This is a genomic window from Curtobacterium sp. MCPF17_003 (assembly GCF_003224385.1).
Taxonomy (GTDB): domain Bacteria; phylum Actinomycetota; class Actinomycetes; order Actinomycetales; family Microbacteriaceae; genus Curtobacterium; species Curtobacterium flaccumfaciens.
The window spans coordinates 107,758-128,106 of sequence record NZ_QKLC01000009.1 but is presented as its reverse complement, the minus strand read 5'-3'; the positions used below and the strand labels follow the sequence as shown (position 1 = coordinate 128,106).

Annotated in this window: 21 protein-coding genes and 1 pseudogene; 15 read left to right on the top strand and 7 right to left on the bottom strand. The window is 69.1% G+C overall.

The window, feature by feature from the left end; genetic code table 11:
* Positions 1 to 326: 326 nt before the first annotated feature.
* Positions 327 to 1,010 (top strand): hypothetical protein, encoded by a 684-nt coding sequence (locus tag DEJ30_RS17860; RefSeq protein WP_146238566.1) that lies wholly within the window; start codon positions 327 to 329, stop codon positions 1,008 to 1,010.
* Positions 1,011 to 1,309: 299 nt separating this feature from the next.
* Here DEJ30_RS17860 and DEJ30_RS18665 read toward each other — a convergent pair.
* Positions 1,310 to 1,495 (bottom strand): annotated as a pseudogene (locus DEJ30_RS18665) (hypothetical protein); the annotation flags it as partial.
* A gap of 160 nt (positions 1,496 to 1,655) precedes the next feature.
* On the opposite strand from DEJ30_RS18665, the gene DEJ30_RS10935 reads away from it, so the two are divergent.
* The 7 genes from DEJ30_RS10935 (at position 1,656) to DEJ30_RS10910 (ending at position 6,012) form a co-directional block, all read left to right on the top strand.
* Complete coding sequence (locus tag DEJ30_RS10935; RefSeq protein WP_146238565.1) at positions 1,656 to 2,117, top strand: hypothetical protein; 462 nt, start codon at positions 1,656 to 1,658, stop codon at positions 2,115 to 2,117.
* 455 nt (positions 2,118 to 2,572) lie between these two features.
* On the top strand, positions 2,573 to 3,505 hold the full coding sequence (locus DEJ30_RS10930) for an NADP-dependent oxidoreductase (RefSeq protein WP_110861320.1): 933 nt from the start codon (positions 2,573 to 2,575) through the stop codon (positions 3,503 to 3,505).
* Between the two features lie 120 nt (positions 3,506 to 3,625).
* The gene (locus DEJ30_RS10925; RefSeq protein ID WP_110861318.1) at positions 3,626 to 4,111 is read left to right on the top strand and encodes a DUF805 domain-containing protein; all 486 of its coding nucleotides are present in this window, start codon (positions 3,626 to 3,628) and stop codon (positions 4,109 to 4,111) included.
* An 82-nt stretch (positions 4,112 to 4,193) separates the two neighbouring features.
* On the top strand, positions 4,194 to 4,778 hold the full coding sequence (locus DEJ30_RS10920) for a DUF805 domain-containing protein (protein ID WP_110861316.1): 585 nt from the start codon (positions 4,194 to 4,196) through the stop codon (positions 4,776 to 4,778).
* Complete coding sequence (locus DEJ30_RS10915) at positions 4,775 to 5,299, top strand: DUF805 domain-containing protein (RefSeq protein WP_110861314.1); 525 nt, start codon at positions 4,775 to 4,777, stop codon at positions 5,297 to 5,299. The genes DEJ30_RS10920 and DEJ30_RS10915 overlap by 4 nt, the downstream gene beginning before the upstream one ends.
* Positions 5,296 to 5,472, top strand: a complete 177-nt coding sequence (locus DEJ30_RS18190) for a hypothetical protein (protein ID WP_181420106.1) — start codon at positions 5,296 to 5,298, stop codon at positions 5,470 to 5,472. The genes DEJ30_RS10915 and DEJ30_RS18190 overlap by 4 nt, the downstream gene beginning before the upstream one ends.
* Before the next feature lie 63 nt (positions 5,473 to 5,535).
* A complete protein-coding gene (locus DEJ30_RS10910; protein ID WP_110861312.1) occupies positions 5,536 to 6,012 on the top strand; it encodes a DUF805 domain-containing protein in 477 nt (158 codons plus the stop codon).
* A gap of 67 nt (positions 6,013 to 6,079) precedes the next feature.
* On the opposite strand, the gene DEJ30_RS10905 is transcribed toward DEJ30_RS10910, so the two are convergent.
* The 6 genes from DEJ30_RS10905 to DEJ30_RS10880 form a co-directional block, all read right to left on the bottom strand.
* Complete coding sequence (locus DEJ30_RS10905) at positions 6,080 to 6,721, bottom strand: TNT domain-containing protein (protein WP_110861310.1); 642 nt, start codon at positions 6,719 to 6,721, stop codon at positions 6,080 to 6,082.
* A 51-nt stretch (positions 6,722 to 6,772) separates the two neighbouring features.
* Positions 6,773 to 7,546, bottom strand: a complete 774-nt coding sequence (locus DEJ30_RS10900) for a succinate dehydrogenase iron-sulfur subunit (RefSeq protein WP_110861308.1) — start codon at positions 7,544 to 7,546, stop codon at positions 6,773 to 6,775.
* A gap of 1 nt (position 7,547) precedes the next feature.
* The gene (gene sdhA / locus DEJ30_RS10895) at positions 7,548 to 9,341 is read right to left on the bottom strand and encodes a succinate dehydrogenase flavoprotein subunit (RefSeq protein WP_110861306.1); all 1,794 of its coding nucleotides are present in this window, start codon (positions 9,339 to 9,341) and stop codon (positions 7,548 to 7,550) included.
* Positions 9,342 to 9,390: 49 nt separating this feature from the next.
* Entirely contained in the window at positions 9,391 to 9,837 is a 447-nt protein-coding gene (gene sdhD, locus DEJ30_RS10890; RefSeq protein WP_027466446.1) for a succinate dehydrogenase, hydrophobic membrane anchor protein, read from the bottom strand.
* A gap of 11 nt (positions 9,838 to 9,848) precedes the next feature.
* Complete coding sequence (sdhC, locus tag DEJ30_RS10885; RefSeq protein ID WP_110861304.1) at positions 9,849 to 10,313, bottom strand: succinate dehydrogenase, cytochrome b556 subunit; 465 nt, start codon at positions 10,311 to 10,313, stop codon at positions 9,849 to 9,851.
* Between the two features lie 78 nt (positions 10,314 to 10,391).
* Positions 10,392 to 11,627 carry a glycosyltransferase family 1 protein gene (locus DEJ30_RS10880; protein ID WP_258369901.1) on the bottom strand — a complete coding sequence of 412 codons (1,236 nt, stop codon included), beginning with the start codon at positions 11,625 to 11,627 and terminating at the stop codon, positions 10,392 to 10,394.
* A gap of 166 nt (positions 11,628 to 11,793) precedes the next feature.
* Here DEJ30_RS10880 and DEJ30_RS10875 point away from each other — a divergent pair, with 166 nt between their 5' ends.
* The 7 genes from DEJ30_RS10875 (at position 11,794) to DEJ30_RS10845 (ending at position 20,286) form a co-directional block, all read left to right on the top strand.
* Positions 11,794 to 12,909, top strand: a complete 1,116-nt coding sequence (locus DEJ30_RS10875; RefSeq protein ID WP_110861300.1) for a mannose-1-phosphate guanylyltransferase — start codon at positions 11,794 to 11,796, stop codon at positions 12,907 to 12,909.
* 198 nt (positions 12,910 to 13,107) lie between these two features.
* Positions 13,108 to 14,172 carry a BMP family protein gene (locus DEJ30_RS10870; RefSeq protein WP_027466452.1) on the top strand — a complete coding sequence of 355 codons (1,065 nt, stop codon included), beginning with the start codon at positions 13,108 to 13,110 and terminating at the stop codon, positions 14,170 to 14,172.
* A gap of 141 nt (positions 14,173 to 14,313) precedes the next feature.
* Positions 14,314 to 15,834: an ABC transporter ATP-binding protein gene (locus DEJ30_RS10865; RefSeq protein ID WP_110861298.1), complete on the top strand. Its 1,521-nt coding sequence runs from the start codon at positions 14,314 to 14,316 to the stop codon at positions 15,832 to 15,834.
* On the top strand, positions 15,831 to 17,198 hold the full coding sequence (locus tag DEJ30_RS10860) for an ABC transporter permease (RefSeq protein WP_181420098.1): 1,368 nt from the start codon (positions 15,831 to 15,833) through the stop codon (positions 17,196 to 17,198). Before DEJ30_RS10865 ends, DEJ30_RS10860 begins: the two co-directional genes overlap by 4 nt.
* Positions 17,195 to 18,484: an ABC transporter permease gene (locus tag DEJ30_RS10855; protein ID WP_110861296.1), complete on the top strand. Its 1,290-nt coding sequence runs from the start codon at positions 17,195 to 17,197 to the stop codon at positions 18,482 to 18,484. Before DEJ30_RS10860 ends, DEJ30_RS10855 begins: the two co-directional genes overlap by 4 nt.
* Positions 18,485 to 18,503: 19 nt before the next feature.
* On the top strand, positions 18,504 to 18,986 hold the full coding sequence (locus DEJ30_RS10850; RefSeq protein WP_110861294.1) for a cytidine deaminase: 483 nt from the start codon (positions 18,504 to 18,506) through the stop codon (positions 18,984 to 18,986).
* 1 nt (position 18,987) lies between these two features.
* A complete protein-coding gene (locus tag DEJ30_RS10845) occupies positions 18,988 to 20,286 on the top strand; it encodes a thymidine phosphorylase (RefSeq protein WP_110861291.1) in 1,299 nt (432 codons plus the stop codon).
* Positions 20,287 to 20,349: the final 63 nt, after the last annotated feature.

Sequence of the window (20,349 nt, the reverse complement as noted above, 5' to 3'; positions counted from 1 at the left end):
CGGACACCCCCTACAGCAGGTGTTCTTCGATGCGAAGGCATTGGACCGAGGAATTGCGTTCGCGGACCCGTCTGGTCCGTACTGGAGCAAGCGGATTCCCAAGATGATCGAGCAGGCCGAGGACCAGATCGCCGCCTTGCCTGAAGGGGCTCGATTAGAATGGCATGTGTGGGATCCGTACGCAGCGGACGCCGTTCGACGGCTTCTTCGAGGCGTGGGGAACGACGGCGATGATCTGACGGTCATCTTGACGCCGATGAGAACGGAGTATTTGTCGGATGCCTTTTCCTTCTTGGCTCCGGACTGCGCAGGTGAACGCTCGTGCCGTGTGGGACGCACGAGAAGAGCTGCCCGGACACTTGGCTGGACGAATCGCAGACCAGCTCGCCGCGTACGACGAATTCCTTGGCCCTGGCGACGGGTGGACGCTCACCGACGATGACCGCAGTATCCTACCGGATCCTGCAACTCTCGCCTTGGTGCTCTCCGCACACGTCTACCGTGACGCCGAGGGGGTCGCATTCCCGGCACGCGGGTACATCCTGAACGTGTACCGCGAGGGCAGCGCTGGTCATCTTGCGCTGAGATTCCGGGTCGGATCCGCGAGGGCAGTGAAGCGCATGCCTTCCAACACGGTGCAGATCACTATCGCGGGTCCACTGCGCGACGGAGAGCGTCTCTCGATCGACTCCGACCTCGTCGAGGGCGTACTGCGGGGCCTCGTGTCAGCTTGGGATCCGGATTCGGCAGCGGTCTATGACGATGACGCTGCCGTGGCAGCCGAAGGACGAGGCAAGTTCGCGCCGGTAATCGGGCAGCGCACGTGGGTTTCTGATCGTCTTGGAATCGTGCAGACGTCGACCTCTCGTGTTCGTGTCCAGCCGGGCAACGGCGGCCGTTATCTCATTGCTGACGAAACGCTGGATTCCGCTTCCGCTGTGGATGAAGTGTGGGCCTCCCTGCAGGCGAACGACGTCACCGAGATTCACCGAGCTGTCTCCGTGAGATGACTGAGGACGATGAGCTATCCGAAGTGGGTCCGTGCGGATCGAGTGTTCTTTCGTGCCGAATCGGACGGTCGGCAGAAGTGCTTCGGAGGCAAGCCCGAGCACTTGTGGGATGGCCGTGCAGCGTTCGCCGATGCCACCGTCTGATCAGTCGCTGCCGGGCATCCTCCGGAGCTGACCGCAGACGAGCAGGTCCCGGATCGTCACGGTGTCCTCGGCGATGGAGAACCGGATCGCTCCGCCGGGCTGCCAAACCACGGAAGTGTGATCTGCGCATGCACGAGCACGATGCCGTCGGTGACGTGAGGGTGCACGCTCGACGGGAGCGACAAGGCGTTGGGCGGGAGTGGCCTCGACTCGAACGACGCGCCGAACGGGTTGAGGAGCCAACCATCCGGCCCACCGACGCGGTCGACCGGGATCGCGGGCGGGAGCTCAAGGTGAGTCGTATCGACGCGGCATTCGGTCAGCCGGGCGGCGGTCCGCACGTACAGGTCGTGACCTCACGCGGAACTCCGGTCGATGCGATGACGATGCTGCGGAGCAGACCTGACGAAGGAATGCTGCCGTCGATGACGAGAAGGGCTTTCACGCTTGATTGATCGGACTGGCCTTCGGCGACTTGACGCCGATCTGCTCGGAGCGTTCGTGGGCAATGAACCGCCGGACCTCTCTTCGATACCCGGCATCAAGCGCGATGAGCGGATCGTTTTCGAGTACGGCACACCGGAGACCGCTTTCCGGATTGCTTCCGACGGCTCTGGGTACAAGTTCGAGATTCGTGACAAGGGGAGCAGCTGGCCTCTCGCGTGGTTCAGCTGTTTGGCCGACGCCGAGCGCTACGTCTTGGTGCGAGAAGGTGAAGCCCGAAATGATGCGCCGTGGTTCGACGGGAAGGCGATGACGCCTGCAGGAGTCGACCTGATTGAGGACAATTCAGACAGAGAGCTTCGGTGGCACATCGACGGTGAGGAACACATCGTGCGAACGCTCTCCGACATCGAGTGGTCACTGGTCTACCGGCTTGCTTGGGTCCGGGAGCGTTCGCTCGCCGAGGCGATCGAGATCGTGAGTGGGTCTTCTCCGGGTACACAAGTGGGAAGCATCTAGTCCCGAATCACTCGATTCGTCCTTCCGCGGCCCCGGGTGTGCGCCGAGCCTGGCTGTCCGAAGACGGCGATGCCGGCGAGCGTGACTCGCACCACTGCGCCTGGCCCGGCACGGAGATTCGACCTCGGTTGGCGTCCGACGCTTGTCCGAAAGGCGGTGGTCATTCCATGAGTCAGTCGCGTGCGGAGCTGAACGGTACGGATGGCGAGTGTCCACGACCAGCGATCGCGGCACGGATGAATCGACTCGCGAGAGCGGCGACCGCGAGGCGGCCGTCGAAGATCTCGTCCGCCGTGTCGAAGGCTCCGCCTGGTACCAGGAGCTACGGAAGCGACCACGCCCTGACCGGCGCGAGCACTCGTGACCATCCGGCGTCGTGCCGGAAGGGCAGCACGAGGCCGGTCAGTCGATCGTGGCTCGTCCCGCCAGCAGGCCATCGGCGTACCGTCGCACGCATGACGAAGCACTGGGTGGCACCACGGTTCGGCGGCAGCGAAGTCCTCGAGTACGTCGACACCGAGGTGCCGGCGCCCGCCTCCGGCGAGGTCACCATCGCCGTCCGCGCCGCCGGCATGAACCCGGCGGACACCAAGCACACCCGTCAGGGCGATCCCGCGGACCTGCCCATCGCCGTCGGGTACGAGATCGCCGGCGTCCTGGCCGCCGTCGGCCCCGACACGCAGATCGCGTCCGGCGGGGGAGCGGTCGGCGACGAGGTCCTGGCGTTCCGCATCAGCGGCGGCTGGGCGGAGTCGGTCACGGTGCCCGCGGCCGACGTCTTCGCGAAGCCCGCGTCGCTCGGCTTCCCGGAGGCCGCCAACCTGCTCCTCGCCGGCTCGACCGCCGCCGACATGCTCCGCGTCACCCGCGCCGAGGGGCGCGACACCGTCCTGGTGCACGGCGCCTCGGGCGCGGTCGGCGTCAGCCTGCTCCAGCAGCTGCGGCTGCTCGGCACCCGCGTCATCGGAACCGCGTCGGAACGTGGTGCGGACGTCGTGCGACGCTTCGGTGGCGAGTGGGTCCAGTACGGCGACGGCCTGGAGGCGCGTGTCCGTGACCTCGCACCCTCCGGCATCGACGTGGCACTGGACTGCGTCGGCACCGACGAGGCCGTCGACGTCTCGCTCGCGTTGGTCGCGGACCGGTCACGCATCGTCACGATCGCCGCGCAGGCGCGGGCTGCATCGGACGGCATCGCCGCGGTGGGCGGCGCGCAGCCGGCCAGCAAGGCGTTCCGTGACTCGGTGCGGCAGCGGCTCATCGACCTCGCCGGCGCCGGACAGCTCGAGGTCCCGGTGGCGCGGACCTTCCCGCTGGCCGAGGCGAAGGCGGCGGCGGAGCTGCTGGAGTCCGGGCACCCCGGGGGCAAGCTCGCGCTCCTGCCCTGACCGCACGGTCGGGTCAGGTGCACGGTCGGGGCCAGAGTCGTTCGCACGGAGGACGCTCGCCGGCTCGAGGGAGTGCCACACTCTGTGTGGACCGACAGCCCCGCCGGAAGGAACCCCACGATGAGTGACCAGTACCCGCCCCGGGACCCGTACGGCCAGTCCGCGCAGCCCGGTCCGGGGCGGCCGAGTGGCGGCAGGTCCGAGCCGCCGCTCTGGGCGCCCTGGTACGGCATCCCGTTCCCCCAGGCGTTCCTGCGCTTCTGGAAGAAGTACGTGCGGTTCGACGGCCGGGCCAGCCAGTCGGAGTACTGGTTCTGGGCGCTCTGGTACCTGATCGGTTCGGCGGCCGCGGGCATCATCGGCAACGGGTTCAACGTGCTGCCGTTCATCGACGACGGTTCCGACGGTCTCGGCAGCCTCTGGAACCTGGCCTGCGCGCTCGGCTTCATCGCGTTGACCGTGCGGCGGCTGCACGACGTGAACCTCAGCGGCCTGCTCGCGCTGTTGTTCGTCATCCCGCCGATCGGCATCCTGTTCTCGCTGATCGTCGGCCTGATGTCGTCGAACCCGCAGGGGCAGCAGTACGACCGTCCGCTGCAGGGCTGACGCGCGGTACCGGTTCTGACGGCCTCTCAGGAGTTCTGGTTGACTCGACCGTGAACATCAGCCAACACTCGAGGGGGACCACGTGAGCGACCAGTACCCGCAGGATCCGAACAACCAGCCGAACGCCCAGTTCGGCGGCACACCCCAGAACGGCGGCGCACCGCAGTACGGCCAGCAGCCGCCGACCGGACCGAACGGCGAACCGCCGCTCTGGGCACCGTGGTACGGGATCTCGTTCGGCAAGGCCTTCGGCCGCTTCTTCAAGAAGTACGCGACGTTCAGTGGTCGGGCCAGCCGGAGCGAGTTCTGGTGGTGGTACCTGGCGAACGGGATCGTCGGCATCGTCCTCGGCATCCTGTACGGCATCGGCTTCGCGACCTCCGAGCGCTCGACCGTGTCGATGTCGTCCTCGACGTCGGCCAGCGTCCAGTCCACCGTCACCGAGCCGTCCGCGCTCTTCGTCATCGTCGGCATCGTCTCCCTGCTCTGGGGTCTCGCGATCATCGTCCCGACGCTCGCCCTCGGCTGGCGCCGCCTGCACGACGCGAACCTGACGGGCGCGCTGTGGATCATCGCGATCTTCGTCGGCATCGTCGGCATCGTCTTCGGCCTGCTGCCCTCGAACCCCCAGGGTGCGCGCTTCGACCGTCCGCAGGGCTCCCGATGACCGAGAGCACGCAGCAGTGGGCGGCCCCGCAGCAGACCGGTCAGCAGACCGACGCCGGGGGGACGCCGCCGCGATGGGCCCCGTGGTACGGGATCTCGTTCCCGAAGGCAGTCGCGCGCTTCTTCGCGAAGTACGCCACGTTCACCGGTCGTGCGAGCCGGAGTGAGTTCTGGTGGTGGTTCCTGGCGAACACGATCGTCACCGGGGCACTCGTGGCCATCGGGACGGTCATCCGCCTCACCACCCTCAACGCCCGGATGGTCGACTACTACGGCACTGAGTACCAGGTGGTGGACCCGGTCCCGCCGGTCTTCTGGGTGGTGCTCGTCCTGCTGGCGCTCTGGGGTCTCGCGACGCTGGTGCCGTCGCTCGCTCTCGGCTGGCGACGCCTGCACGACGCGAACCTGTCCGGTGCGCTCTGGATCATCGCGCTGTTCATCGGCGTCGCCGGCATCGTCTTCGGGTTGCTGCCGTCGAACCCGCAGGGCGCGCGGTACGACCGGCCCGAGACGAACCGATGAGCTACGGCGGGACGCCCCAGTGGGGCCAGCCGGACGGCGACCAGTCGCAGGGGCAGCCGGGCCACGGGCAGCAGCCCGGTTCCGGCGAGCAGCCTGGGTACGGGCAGCAGCCGGGCTACGGGCAGCAGCCTGGGTACGGGCAGCAGCCGGGCTACGGGCAGCAGCCTCAGTAAGGGCAGCAGCCGGGTTACGGGCAGCAGCCGTACGTCGGTGCGTACCCGCAGTTCGCGCAGCCGATCCCGCTCGGTCCCGACGGGGTCCCGCCGCTCTGGGCACCGTGGTACGGCATCGGGTTCCTCGACGCGTTCACCCGGTTCTTCAAGAAGTACGCCCGGTTCGACGGCCGCGCCAGCCGGAGTGAGTTCTGGTACGCGGTGCTCGCCAACGCCATCGTGACCATCGTGCTGTTCGGCGGGTTCTACGCCGTCCTCTTCGCGACGGTCGGGGCGAGTGGCGCCGTCGACGAGTACGGCAACCCCACGGGGAGCAGCGCGCCGTCGCCGTTCGCCTTCGTGCTGCTCGCGCTCTACTTCCTCTGGTGGCTCGCCACGATCGTGCCGGGCATCGCCCTGGGCTGGCGTCGCGTGCACGACGCGAACCTGGCAGGCCCGTTCTGGCTCATCGCGCTCTTCGTCAGCGCCGCCGCGATCGTGTTCGGCTGCCTGCCGTCGAGCCCGGCCGGCGCGCAGTACGACCGCCCCGACCTGCGGTAGCTCCACGAACGAGAACAGCCCGCCCCACGCGTCGAGCGTGGGGCGGGCTGTTCGTGTGTCGGAGGGCTCAGACCACCCGGAGACGGACGAGCGCGCCGTCGACGACCAGGTCACGCACGGTGGCTGACGGGTCGGCGATCTGGAAGCGCAGGGCCCCGCCCGGCTGCTCGAACCACGGCTGGACGAAACGGACGTTCACCAGGAACGGCCGGTCGACGACGTAGCGGTGGGTCTCCGGCGACGAGGCCACGTGCGGGGGGAGCGACCGATTGGGCAGCGGGGTGTCGAGCGGGTGCAGCAGGTAGCCGTCCGGGCCACCGATGCGGTCGACGGGGACGCCGGCCGGGATCTGGATGGTCAGCCCCTGCTCGCCGGCCTGCGCGACCTGCTGCGCGAGCTGCGGGTAGGTCGACGCCGCACGGTCACGGAGCCCCTCGAGCTCGTGGCGGGGGATGTCGCGCGGCTCCGGGAACGGACGGTTCAGGAACCGGCGCAGCATCTCCACCGCGTCGTCCTCGCCCGTGGCCTGCGCGAGACGTCGAGCCGTGCCGTAGTCGACGACCTCGAGCGCGTAGCCGGACGCGTCGGTCTGGACGATGCGGAGCGCCCCCTCGACCGGCGGTTCGTGCAGGGTCTCGCCGGGGAGCTGCACGTACCGGGTCGTGTAGCCGAGCTGGTCGAGGATGGGGCGGGTGTCCGCGAGCGTCATGGTCGGGAGCCTATCGGTCGGCGTGGTGCTGGGCCTTGGACGGAGCCGGGACTACGCCCGGCCGCGCATGATCGCCTGCTTGACCTCGGAGATCGCCTTCGTCACCTGGATGCCACGGGGGCACGCGTCGGTGCAGTTGAAGGTCGTGCGGCAGCGCCAGACGCCTTCCTTGTCGTTGAGGATGTCGAGACGGACGTTCGCGGCGTCGTCGCGGGAGTCGAAGATGAACCGGTGTGCGTTCACGATCGCTGCGGGGCCGAAGTACTGCCCGTCGGTCCAGAACACCGGGCAGGACGACGTGCACGCGGCGCACAGGATGCACTTCGTGGTGTCGTCGAAGCGGGCGCGGTCGGCGACGGACTGCACGCGCTCCTTGCCGGGCGTCGGGGCCGACGAGGACTGCAGGAACGGCTGCACCTCGCGGTAGCTCTGGAAGAAGGGCTCCATGTCGACGACGAGGTCCTTCTCGAGCGGCAGGCCCTTGATCGCCTCGACGTAGATCGGCTTCGAGACGTCGAGGTCCTTGATCAGGGTCTTGCACGCCAGGCGGTTGCGACCGTTGATGCGCATGGCGTCGGACCCGCAGACGCCGTGTGCGCACGAGCGGCGGAAGGTCAGGGACCCGTCCTGCTCCCACTTGATCTTGTGCAGGGCGTCGAGGATGCGGTCGGTCGGCAGCATCATGACGTCGAAGTCCTGCCAGCGCGGCTCGTCATCGACGTCGGGATCGAAGCGACGGACGATGACCGTGACGGAGAAGGATCCGGGAGGAGCGTCCTGCACGGTGCCGGTGCGGGGTGCGTCGGAGACCAGGGTGTCGGTCATCTCAGTACTTCCTCTCCATCGGCTGGTACCGCGTGATGACGACGGGCTTCCAGTCGAGCGTGATGTGGTCGTCGGCGAGTGACGAGTGCGGGTCGCCCGTCAGGTACGCCATGGTGTGCTGCATGTAGTTCTCGTCGTCGCGCTTCGGGTAGTCGTCGCGCATGTGACCGCCGCGGCTCTCCTTGCGGTTTCGTGCGGAGTAGACGACGACCTCGGCCAGGTCGAGCAGGAACCCGAGCTCGACGGCCTCGAGCAGGTCGGTGTTGAACCGCTTGCCCTTGTCCTGCACGGAGACCTGCATGAAGCGGTTGCGGAGCGTGTGCAGGGTCTCGGTGACGCGGGCGAGCGACTCGTCCGTGCGGAACACCTGGGCGTTCTTGTCCATCTCCTCCTGCAGTTCCTTGCGGAGGGCGGAGACGCGCTCGGTGCCGGTCGAGGCACGGAGCTGGTCGAGCATGCCGCGGACGCCGGCCGCCGGGTCTTCCGGCAGGGGGAGGAACTCGGCGGTCTGGACCCATTCGGCGGCGTTGTTGCCCGAGCGCTTGCCGAAGACGTTGATGTCGAGCAGCGAGTTGGTCCCGAGGCGGTTGGAGCCGTGCACGGAGACGCAGGCGCACTCGCCGGCGGCGTACAGGCCGGGGACGACGGTGGTGTTGTCGTACAGGACCTCGGCCTTGACGTTCGTCGGGATCCCGCCCATCGCGTAGTGCGCGGTCGGCATCACGGGCACCGGTTCGACGACGGGGTCGACGCCGAGGTAGGTGCGTGCGAACTCGGTGATGTCCGGCAGCTTCGTCTCGAGGACCTCGGCGCCCAGGTGCGTGCAGTCGAGCAGCACGTAGTCCTTGTTCGGTCCGGCACCCCGACCCTCGGCGACTTCCTGCACCATGCAGCGCGCCACGATGTCACGGGGTGCGAGGTCCTTGATGGTGGGGGCGTACCGCTCCATGAAGCGCTCGCCCGAGGCGTTCCGGAGGATGGCGCCCTCGCCGCGGGCGCCCTCGGTCAGCAGGATGCCGAGCCCGGCGAGCCCGGTCGGGTGGAACTGGAAGAACTCCATGTCCTCGAGCGGCAGGCCCTTGCGCCAGATGATGCCCACGCCGTCGCCGGTCAGGGTGTGCGCGTTCGAGGTGGTCTTGTACATCTTCCCGAAGCCGCCGGTCGCGAAGATCATCGCCTTGGCGTGGAAGACGTGCAGCTCACCGGTCGCGAGCTCGAACGCGACGACGCCGGCCGGCTGCTGGCGGGTGACACCGTCGTCACCGACGACGTCGACCATGATGAGGTCGAGCGCGTAGAACTCGTTGTAGAACTCGACGCCGAGCTTCACGCAGTTCTGGAACAGCGTCTGCAGGATCATGTGCCCGGTGCGGTCTGCTGCGTAGCAGGCCCGGCGGACCGGGGACTTGCCGTGGTCGCGGGTGTGGCCACCGAAACGGCGCTGGTCGATCTTGCCCTCGGGCGTGCGGTTGAACGGCAGGCCCATGTTCTCGAGGTCGATGACGGCGTCGATGGCCTCTTTCGCGAGGATCTCGGCGGCGTCCTGGTCGACCAGGTAGTCGCCGCCCTTGATCGTGTCGAAGGTGTGCCACTCCCACGAGTCCTCTTCGACGTTCGCGAGGGCCGCGGCCATCCCGCCCTGTGCCGCACCGGTGTGCGACCGGGTGGGGTAGAGCTTCGAGATGACGGCCGTCTTCGCCTTCGGGCCGGCTTCGATCGCGGCTCGCATGCCCGCGCCTCCGGCGCCGATGATGACGATGTCGAACTGGTGGTGGTGGACGGTGGTCTCGGTCACAGGGGTCTTTCCGTAGACGGTGGGAACGCGGGCAGCAGCGGTGGTGGTGCTACTGCGCCGGGCAGAAGGACGGCAGGTCAGCGGCAGCGGCGCCGGCGGGGCACGGGTCGAAGGTCCAGCAGACGAGGAGCCCGAGGACGATCAGCACGACGCAGGCGGCCAGGATCGCGACGAGGAGCGTCTTCCGGATGCCCGGCTTCGACACGTAGTCGTTGACGATCGTGCGCATGCCGTTCGAGCCGTGGATGAGCGCGAGGACCAGCATGAGCGAGTCCCAGACCTGCCAGAAGGGGTTGGCCCACTTGCCGGCGACGAAGGCGAAGTCGATCTGCTTGACGCCTTCGCCCGCCACCATGTTGACGAAGAGGTGGCCGAAGATCAGCACGACGAGCAGCACGCCCGAGGCGCGCATGTAGATCCAGCCCCACTTCTCCCAGTTGGTGGTGCTGCGGGCGGCTGCGGCCGAGCGGGGAGGTTCGACGATCTGCGTGGTCATCTTCGTGCCCCTCAGTTGAAGTCCGCGACGAGGTTCATGAGCTGGCGGGGCAGGAAGCCCGCGATCGCCACCGCCCACAGGACCATGACGATCCAGAACATGGCCCGCTGGTACTTCGGGCCCTTCGACCAGAAGTCGATCAGGATGATCCGTAGCCCGTTGAAGGCGTGGAACACGATGGCCATCACCAGGGCGATCTCGCCGAGGTTCATGAGCGGGGTCTTGTACGTGCCGATGACCGCGTTGTACGCCTCGGGTGAGAGCCGCACGAGCGCCGTGTCGAGGATGTGCACGAGCAGGAAGAAGTAGATCGCCACGCCGGTGATGCGGTGGAGGACCCACGACCACATCCCGATCGAACCGCGGTAGAGCGTGCCCTGTGGCGTCCGAGAAGCCCGTGGAGCATCGATACGCTCCCCATCGATACGTGCGTCGGGCACCGCGGTCGCCGTACCCCCGCCGGTGTGCTCAGCCATGAGCTCGTCCTTCCATAGGACGGGCTCGCCCGATCGGCGAGCCCTTGCCGTTCGTGTTCGTGTGGAACACGACCCATCCTATGCGCGGGCGCTGACCTTCTCGTCCCGACCGGCCCGGAGGCCCCGTCCGACGGGCGGCGCGCCGATGGTGCGGGCCGCGTCGTGGTGGTCGAGGAGCTGGTCGCCGACGGCTTCCCAGGTGGTTCCCTCGACGCGGAGTCGACCGACGGAACCCATCCGCTCCGCCAGCGCGCGGTCGTGGTGCAGCCGCAGGACCGCGTGCCGCAGGGCCTGCGGGGCCTCGGCGTCGTAGAGCTCGCCGTCGAGCCCCGGGGCGACCAGGTCGAGCGGGCCGCCGGACGCCGGCGCGATCACGGGCAGGCCGGAGGCGTGGGCCTCCTGCAGGGTCTGCCCGAAGGTCTCGGCCGGACCGGTGTGCACGAACAGGTCGAGCGCGGCGTACGCGTCGGCGAGGGCGTCGCCGCGCAGGGGACCGGTGAAGGTGACGTCGAGGTGCCGGAGCCGACGTTCGAGCATCGCCCGCGATGGACCCCCTCCGGCCACGACGACCCGGATGCCGGGGACACCGCCGATTTCGGCGAGCCGCTCGACCTCCTTCTCCGGGGCCAGGCGTCCGACGTAGCCGACGATGGTCTCGCCGTTCGGGGCCAGGCGGCGACGGAGTCCCCGCACGTGCCCGGTCGACCGGCGCGCGGGGTGGAACAGCTCGGTGTCGACGCCGCGACCCCAGCGGGCGACGCGGGGCACGCCCTCCTCGGCGAGCATCGCGGCCGTCGCGCTCGACGGGGCGAGCGTCAGCGAGGCGCCGGCGTGGATGCGTCCGAGGATCTTCCGCACCAACGGGACGGTCGCGGTCAGGCCGTTGCGGCGGGCGAACCCGGCCACGTCGGTCTGGAAGACGGCGACGGAGGGGATGCCGAGCCTCCCGGCTGCCGTGATCGCGCGCCCACCCAACAGGAACGGACTGGCGGCGTGGAGCACGTCGGCGCCGGAGGCGGCGAGGATCGTGTCGAGCACCGGGTGGGGGAGTGCCACCGGGAACTGGCGGTAGGCGACGGCGGGGATGCGGTGGACGTCGAAGGAGCGGTAGCGCTCGACGGCGCTGCGCGACCGGAACTGCGCGAGGCCGGGGGTGTCCGGGGCGATCACGACCGCGCGGTGACCCCGTCGTTCCAGGTGGTCGAGGACCGCCAGGACACTGGTGGTCACGCCGTTGAGGGTGGGCAGGAAGCTCTCGGTCACGACGGCGACGGTCCGGGGGGACGTGCCGCGCTCCACGCTGCGTGCGCTCATGGTGCTGCCCATGCTCCGGGCGTGACGTGACCCGGTGGGGCCGACGACGTGAACGGGACGCGCGCGCCGGGTGAACAACGCGGCGGCCGACGCTGCGGGAGCCCGCATGCGGGAATCGTGCGGAGACCACCCAGGATCCGCCCGGTGGGACCGGTACGGTGAGCGCGTGGCTGACGCTCTCGAAGACTTCTACGCGATCATCCCCGCAGGGGGCATCGGATCGCGCCTGTGGCCGTTGTCGCGCGCGGACGCACCCAAGTTCCTGCACGACCTGACGGGTTCCGGCACCTCGCTGCTGCGGCAGACCTGGGACCGCCTGGCGCCGCTCGCCGGCGACCAGCGGATCATGGTCGTCACCGGCCGTGCGCACCGGGTCGCGGTGGAGTCGCAGCTGCCCGGCGTCGAGGACCACAACGTGGTGCTCGAGAGTGAGCCGAAGGACTCCACGGCCGCCATCGGCCTGGCCGCGGCGATCCTGGTGCGCCGCGAGCCCGACGTCGTCATCGGCTCGTTCGCCGCCGACCACGTCATCGGGGACGCCCGCGGCTTCCGTCGTTCGGTGCGTGAGGCCGTCGCCGTCGCCCGCGCCGGCTACGTCACGACCATCGGCATCACCCCGACGGAACCCGCGATCGGCTTCGGGTACATCAATGCGGACACCGTCGCGCTCGACATCGAGGGTGCCCCGACCGCACACGCGGTGAAGTCGTTCGTCGAGAAGCCCGACCTGGACACCGCCCGCTCGTACGTCGAGCAGGGCAACTACCTCTGGAACGCCGGCATGTTCATCGCGCGCGCCGACGTGCTGCTCGCCGAGATCGGTCGGACGAAGCCCGAACTGCTGGCGGGCATCAACGAACTCGCCGACGCCTGGGACACCTCGGCCCGCGGCGCCGTCGTCGACGCCGTCTGGCCGATGCTCGAGAAGATCGCGATCGACTACACGGTCGCCGAACCGGCCGCCGCGGCCGGACGCATGGCGGTCGTCCCCGGTGACTTCGACTGGGACGACGTGGGGGACTTCGCCTCCCTCGCCAAGCTGCAGTCCGGTGGTCGACCGAACAACCTCGCCGTGCTCGGGGACGGTGCCCGCATCCTGGCGGACTCGTCGAGCGGCATCGTGATCTCGCACAGCCAGCGGCTCATCTCGCTCATCGGCGTCGAGGACATCGTCGTCGTGGACACCCCGGACGCCCTGCTCGTCACCACCAGTGCGAACGCGCAGCGGGTGAAGAGTGTGGTGGATGCGCTGAAGATCAGCGGCCGGGGCGACGTCCTGTAGCGCTCCACCGACAAACCCCTCGAACTGGGGGTCTGTGTGCGACGTCGCGTTACGGGCGCGTTTCGGCGGGGTCGCGATCCCGTAACCGATCCGCAGGACCCCCGCAACGGGTCCTGTACCGGCCCGACGGTCGTGTACTGTCGCCACGATCGCCCGGAACGCACGTGGTCCGGGCACGCTCCCCGGAGGAACCAACCCGTGACATCTCGTACCCGACAGGTCGTCCTCAGCGGCCTCGCGCTCGCCGGCACCGTCGCCGTCCTGGCCGGCTGCGCCTCGGCGCCGTCCACCACCGACTCGGCGAAGAAGACCGACTTCCGCCCCTGCATGGTCTCCGACGCCGGTGGGTTCGACGACAAGTCGTTCAACCAGCTCGGCTACGAGGGCATGAAGGACGCCGCCAAGGACCTCGGTGCCACCTACAAGGAGGCCGAGTCGAAGGACGCCACCGTCTACGACTCGAACATCGAGCAGCTCATCGGCCAGAACTGCAACCTCGTCGTGACCGTCGGCTTCAACCTGGCCGACGCCACGAAGAAGCAGGCCGCTGCGAACCCCGACACCGACTTCGCCATCATCGACGACAACTCGATCGACGCGAAGAACGTCAAGCCGATCACGTTCGACACCTCGCAGGCGGCGTTCCTCGCCGGCTACGCGGCGGCGTCCTACTCGAAGACCGGCGTCGTCGGCACCTTCGGCGGCATGCAGATCCCGACCGTCACCATCTTCATGGACGGCTTCGCGGACGGCGTGAAGTACTACAACGAGCAGAAGGACAAGGACGTCAAGGTCGTCGGCTGGAACGTCGACACCGGCAAGGGCTCCTTCACCGGTGGCTTCGAGGCCGGCACGCAGGCCAAGTCGGTCGCGCAGACGCTCCTCGACCAGGACGCCGACGTGATCCTGCCCGTCGGTGGCCCGATCTACCAGTCCGCTGCCGAGGCCATCAAGGACGCCGACAACGGTTCCGTCCTGATCGGTGCGGACAGCGACCTCTACGAGGCCGACCCCCGCTACAAGGACATCGCCTTCACCTCGGTCGAGAAGGGCATGCGCCCGGCCGTGAAGGACGTCGTCGAGCAGGCGGCTGACGACAAGTTCTCGAAGGACCCGTACGTGGGCACCCTCGAGAACGACGGCGTCGGCATCGCGCCGTTCCACGACTTCGAGTCCAAGGTCGACAAGGGCCTGCAGGGCGAGCTCGACGACGTGAAGGCCGGCATCATCGACGGCTCGATCAAGGTCAAGACCCAGTCCTGACCCGGTGAACGCGGGCGGGGGAGCATCCCTCGCCCGCGTTCTCGTGCGCCCGGGTGGCGCACACCACATCGTGCATCCGCGGGGTGCACGCGACACCGTGCGCCCGCGTGGCGCGCGCGAGACAGAAATAGACTCCCGAACATGAAGCTCGAACTCCGCGGCATCACCAAGCGGTTCGGCGCCCTGGTCGCCAACGACCACATCTCGCTCACCGTCGAGCCGGGTGAGGTCCACTGCCTCCTGGGTGAGAACGGCGCCGGCAAGTCCACCCTGATGAACGTCCTGTACGGCCTGTACGACGCCGACGAGGGCGAGATCCTGCTCGACGATGTGGTGCAGGACTTCGACGGCCCCGGTGACGCCATGCGCGCCGGCATCGGCATGGTGCACCAGCACTTCATGCTCGTGCCCGTGTTCACCGTTGCCGAGAACGTCATGCTGGGGCAGGAGCAGACCACCTTCGGCGGGCGGCTCGACCTGGCCGGTGCCCGCAAGCGCGTGCAGGAGATCTCCGACCGCTTCGGGTTCGACGTCGATCCCGACGCCAAGGTCGAGGACCTGCCCGTCGGCGTGCAGCAGCGCGTCGAGATCATCAAGGCGCTGTCCCGCGACGCCTCAGTGCTGGTGTTCGACGAGCCGACGGCCGTCCTCACCCCGCAGGAGACCGACGAGCTGATGGGCATCATGCGCCAGCTCCGCGAAGCCGGCACCGCGATCGTCTTCATCACCCACAAGCTCCGCGAGGTGCGCGAGGTCGCCGACCGCATCACGGTCATCCGTCTCGGCAAGGTCGTCGGCGAGGCTTCGCCGACCGCCACGAACAACGAGCTGGCCGCCCTGATGGTCGGCCGTGCCGTCTCGCTCGTGGTCGACAAGGAACCCTCGACCGGCGGCGACGACGCCCTGCTCGTCGAGCACCTCACCGTCACCGACCCGTCCGGCATCGTGCTCGTCGACGACGTCTCCTTCACGGTGCGTCGCGGCGAGGTCCTGGCGATCGCCGGGGTGCAGGGCAACGGGCAGACCGAGCTCACCGAGGCGATCATGGGCCTCGAGCCCGCCCACGCCGGCCGGATCACCCTGGACGGCAAGGAACTCACCGGCCGGAGCGTCAAGCAGGTGCTCGACGCGGGCGTCGGCTTCGTCCCCGAGGACCGCAAGGAGGACGGCCTGGTCGGCGAGTTCACCATCGCCGAGAACCTGATGCTCGACCGGGCCGACCACGCCGAGTTCGTCCGCGCCGGTACGATCCGGTCGGCGGAACGCGACGCCTTCGCCGACGAGAAGATCGCCGAGTTCGACATCCGCACGCCCGGTCGCACCACCGCGGCCGGTCGGCTGTCCGGCGGGAACCAGCAGAAGATCGTCCTGGCGCGCGAACTGAGCCGTGAACTCCGGCTGTTCGTCGCCGCGCAGCCCACCCGCGGCATAGACGTCGGCTCGATCGAGTTCGTCCACAAGCGCATCGTCGCCACCCGCGACACCGGTGTGCCGGTCATCGTCGTCTCCACCGAGCTCGACGAGGTCGTCGCCCTGGCCGACCGCATCGCCGTGATGTACCGCGGCGGCATCGTCGGCATCGTCCCCGCGACCACCCCCCGCGACGTCCTCGGCCTCATGATGGCCGGGGAGATCCCCGAAGGAACGGAGCTGGCAGCGTGACCACCCCACCGCCAGACAACACGCAGCAGCCGGTGGCGGCTGCGCACGGCACCGCGGACGCCCCGCTCACCGACGACCGTCTGCAGGAGGTCGAGTCGACCCCGCACCTGATGACGGACTCGGCAGAGGACACCGAACGCCGCAACGGAGCCGGTGGTGACCGCTGGCAGGCCGCCCTGCAGGGGATCCTGAACGGGTCCGTGCTCGTCACGGTGCTCGCCGTCGTCCTCGCGCTGGTCGCCTGCGGCATCCTCATCGCGGTGACGGACGAGAACGTCCGTGCCACCGCCGGGTACTTCTTCGCCCGCCCGACGGACATGCTCCAGGCGGTCGGCACCGCGGTCGGCGGCGCGTACGCCTCGCTGTTCCAGGGCTCGGTGTTCAACTTCGGCGCGGAGTCCTTCCAGCAGGCGATCGGGCCGCTCACGCGCTCCGTCGACTACTCGGTGCCGCTCATCGCCGCCGGGCTCGGGATCGCGCTGTCGTTCCGCGCCGGGCTGTTCAACATCGGCGGCCAGGGCCAGATCCTGATGGGCGCCGCTGCCGCCGGGTGGGTCGGGTTCTCGTTCGACGGGCCGGCCGCGATCCACATCCCGCTCACGATCATCGCCGGCATCGTCGGCGGCGCGGTCTGGGGTGGCATCGTCGGGGTGCTCAAGGCCCGGACGGGTGCGAACGAGGTGGTCGTCACGATCATGCTCAACTACGTCGCGCTCTACCTGGTGAGCTACCTGCTCCGCACCCCGGGCCTGCTGCAGGCCCCCGGCAGCAGCAACCCGATCTCGCCCGCCACGAAGGAGAGCGCGCTCCTGCCGCAGCTCTTCGGCGTGCGGTACGGCGTGGACCTCGGGTTCGTCGTCGCGATCATCGCGGTCGTCGTCGTCTGGTGGCTCGTCAACAAGTCATCGCTCGGCTTCCGGTTCCGCACGATCGGTGAGAACCCCCGTGCCGCCCGCGTGGCCGGCATGAGCGTCCCGTCGCTGACCATCTGGGTGATGCTGATCTCCGGTGCCCTGGTCGGCATCGCCGGCGCCTACCAGGTGCAGGGCGCCGTCACGTCGGGCTTCACCTCGGGCATCGACGCCGGCATCGGCTTCGACGCCATCACCGTGGCCCTGCTCGGCCGCTCCAAGCCGTGGGGCGTCTTCTGGGCGGCCATCCTGTTCGGCGTGCTGAAGAACGGTGGCTACGCCATGCAGGCCGCCAACGGCATCCCGATCGACATCGTCGGGGTCATCCAGGCCCTCATCGTCCTCTTCATCGCGGCGCCGCCGCTCGTCCGCGCGATCTTCCGGATCCCGCAGCCGGGTGCACGCAAGCGCACGAAGACGAGCAAGACCAGCAAGAAGGCGGTCGCCGCATGAGCACCATCAGCCCCACCGCGGCCCCCGCGTCGCCGCTCGCGGACCGTCCGGTCGAGTCCACCAGGAGCTGGAAGCTCCCGATCGGGTACGGCGTGTTCACGCTCATCGCGATCGTGCTGTTCGGCCTGCTGCCGCGTTCCGGCACCACCACGTTCCGCCTCGCGAACGCCGGTGACTTCTTCGCGCTGCCGAACGTCCCGCTGCCCGCGCTCGGGACGGGCATCGTCGTCATCGTCCTGCTCGCGATCCTGACCGTGTACGCGTTCATCGAGACGCGGGCGCTCCGCCGGGTCCCGCTGTGGGTCACGTCGGTGTTCGCGGTCGTCTTCGTCATCGGGTTCCTGACCTGGGCCGCTGCCGGTTCGTCCCTGCCGATCCCCGGCCTGCTGCTCGGCGCGCTGAGCCTGAGCGTCCCGCTCGTGTTCGGTGCCCTCGGCGGCGTCATCTCCGAGCGGGTCGGCGTGGTGAACATCGCGATCGAGGGGCAGTTCCTCGCCGGTGCGTTCAGCTCCGCGATGGTCGCGTCGATCACCGGGTCGCCCTGGGTCGGCCTCGTCGCCGCGCTCGTCGCCGGCATGCTCGTGTCGTTCGTCCTCGCGGCGTTCAGCATCAAGTACCTGGTCGATCAGGTCATCGTCGGTGTCGTGATCAACGCGTTCATCTCCGGCCTGACCGGCTTCCTGTACTCGCAGGTGCTCTCCCCGAACGAGGAGACCCTGAACATCGGCATCCGGTTCCCGAAGGTCGAGATCCCGCTGCTGCACCAGATCCCGGTCATCGGTCCGGTGTTCTTCGAGCAGACGGTCGTCGTCTACCTGGCCTACATCGCCGTGGCCGTCGTCACCTTCGGTCTGTTCAAGACCCGCTGGGGCCTGCGGCTCCGCGCGGTCGGCGAGCACCCGCAGGCCGCCGACACGGTGGGCATCAACGTCACGAGCACCCGGTTCTGGAACGTCTCCCTCGCCGGTGCGATCGCCGGTCTCGGTGGGGCGTACTTCACCCTCGACGCGGTCGGGCCGTTCACGAAGGACATGACCGCGGGCGCCGGCTACATCGCCCTGGCCGCCGTCATCTTCGGCCGGTGGGACCCGATCAAGGCGACGCTCGCGGCGCTGCTGTTCGGCTTCGCGTCGAACCTGCAGAACACGCTCGGAGCGATCGACTCACCCGTGCCCAGCGAGTTCCTGCTGATGCTGCCGTACGTGGTGACGATCTTCGCCGTGGCCGGCCTGGTCGGGCAGTCGCGCGGCCCCGCCGCGTCCGGCAAGCCCTACATCAAGAGCTGACGGCCTGGAGGCACGACACATGACCGACACGCAGCAACCAGGTGACCAGGCGGTCACCGCCACCGACCCGACGGACGCCGCCACGGGCCTCCCGGCCGACGACGTGGACTGGGGCGCCCTGCGGGACGCCGCCACGGCCGCGATGCGGCGCGCCTACGCGCCGTACTCGTCGTTCCCGGTGGGCGCCGCGGCGCTCACCGACGACGGCCGGATCGTCTCCGGCTGCAACATCGAGAACGCGAGCTACGGAGTGACGCTCTGCGCGGAGTGCTCCCTCGTGTCGCAGCTGCACATGACCGGCGGCGGCAAGCTCGTCGCGTTCACGTGCGTTGACGGCGACGGGGCGACCCTGATGCCGTGCGGCCGCTGCCGTCAGCTGCTGTTCGAGCACTCGACCGAGGGCATGCTCCTCGAGACGCTCTCCGGTGTCCGCACCATCGACGAGGTCCTGCCGGACGCCTTCGGGCCCCGGACCCTCGCCACCTACCAGCAGGAGCACTGACATGGCCGTCGAGCCGTTCGACACCGTCGACCTCATCCGCACGAAGCGCTCCGGCGGGGCCCTGAGCACCGCCGAGGTCGACTGGCTCGTCGACGCGTACACCCGCGGGTACGTCGAGGACCCGCAGATGGCCGCGATGGCGATGGCGATCTTCCTGAACGGGATGGAGCGGCGCGAGATCAAGGACCTCACGCTCGCGATGATCGCGTCGGGGGAGCGGATGTCGTTCTCGTCGCTCGGCAAGACGACGGTCGACAAGCACTCCACCGGCGGGGTCGGCGACAAGATCACCCTGCCGCTGGCACCCCTGGTGGCGTCGTTCGGCGTGGCGGTGCCGCAGCTGTCCGGCCGCGGACTCGGCCACACCGGCGGCACGCTCGACAAGCTCGAGTCGATCCCCGGGTGGCAGGCGTCCATCACGAACGACCGCATGATGCAGGTGCTGCAGGACGTCGGCGCGGTCATCTGCGCCGCTGGGTCCGGCCTGGCCCCCGCGGACAAGAAGCTCTACGCGCTCCGCGACATCACCGGCACGGTCGAGTGCATCCCGCTCATCGCGTCGAGCATCATGTCGAAGAAGATCGCCGAGGGCACCGGTGCGCTCGTGCTCGACGTCAAGTTCGGGTCCGGCGCGTTCATGCCGACGTACGAGGCGTCCCGTGAGCTCGCACAGACCATGGTCGACCTCGGCAACGACGCCGGGGTCGCGACCTCGGCCCTGCTGACCGACATGGAGGTCCCGCTCGGGCTGACGATCGGCAACGCCCTCGAGGTGCGGGAGTCGGTCGAGGTGCTCGCCGGCGGAGGCCCCGCCGACGTCGTCGAGCTGACCGTGGCGCTCGCGACCGAGATGCTCACGCTGGCCGGACTGCCCGACGCCGACCCCGCAGCGGCGCTCGCGGACGGCCGCGCCATGGACACCTGGCGTCGGATGATCGAGGCGCAGGGTGGGGACCCGTCCGCCGCGTTGCCCGTGGCCCGCGAACAGCACGTCGTCACCGCTCCGACGTCGGGGGTCCTCACGCAGCAGGACGCGCTGCCGTTCGGCGTCTCGGCCTGGCGGCTCGGGGCCGGTCGTGCCCGCGCGCAGGACCCGGTGCAGGCAGGTGCGGGCATCGAGCTCCACGCCAAGCCGGGGGACACCGTGACCGAGGGGCAGCCGCTCTGGACGCTGCACTCCGACGACGCGTCGCGGATCCCGCGCGCGCTGGAGTCGCTCGAGGGTGCGTGGACCATCGGCCCGGCGGACTCTGCCACTGCGGCACGTGGGCCGATCGTGCGCGAGCGCATCGGGTCCTGAACCCGGCCGCGCGACCGACCGGAGGCTCCCTGCACACCTGTGGGGAGCCTCCAGTGTCTTCCG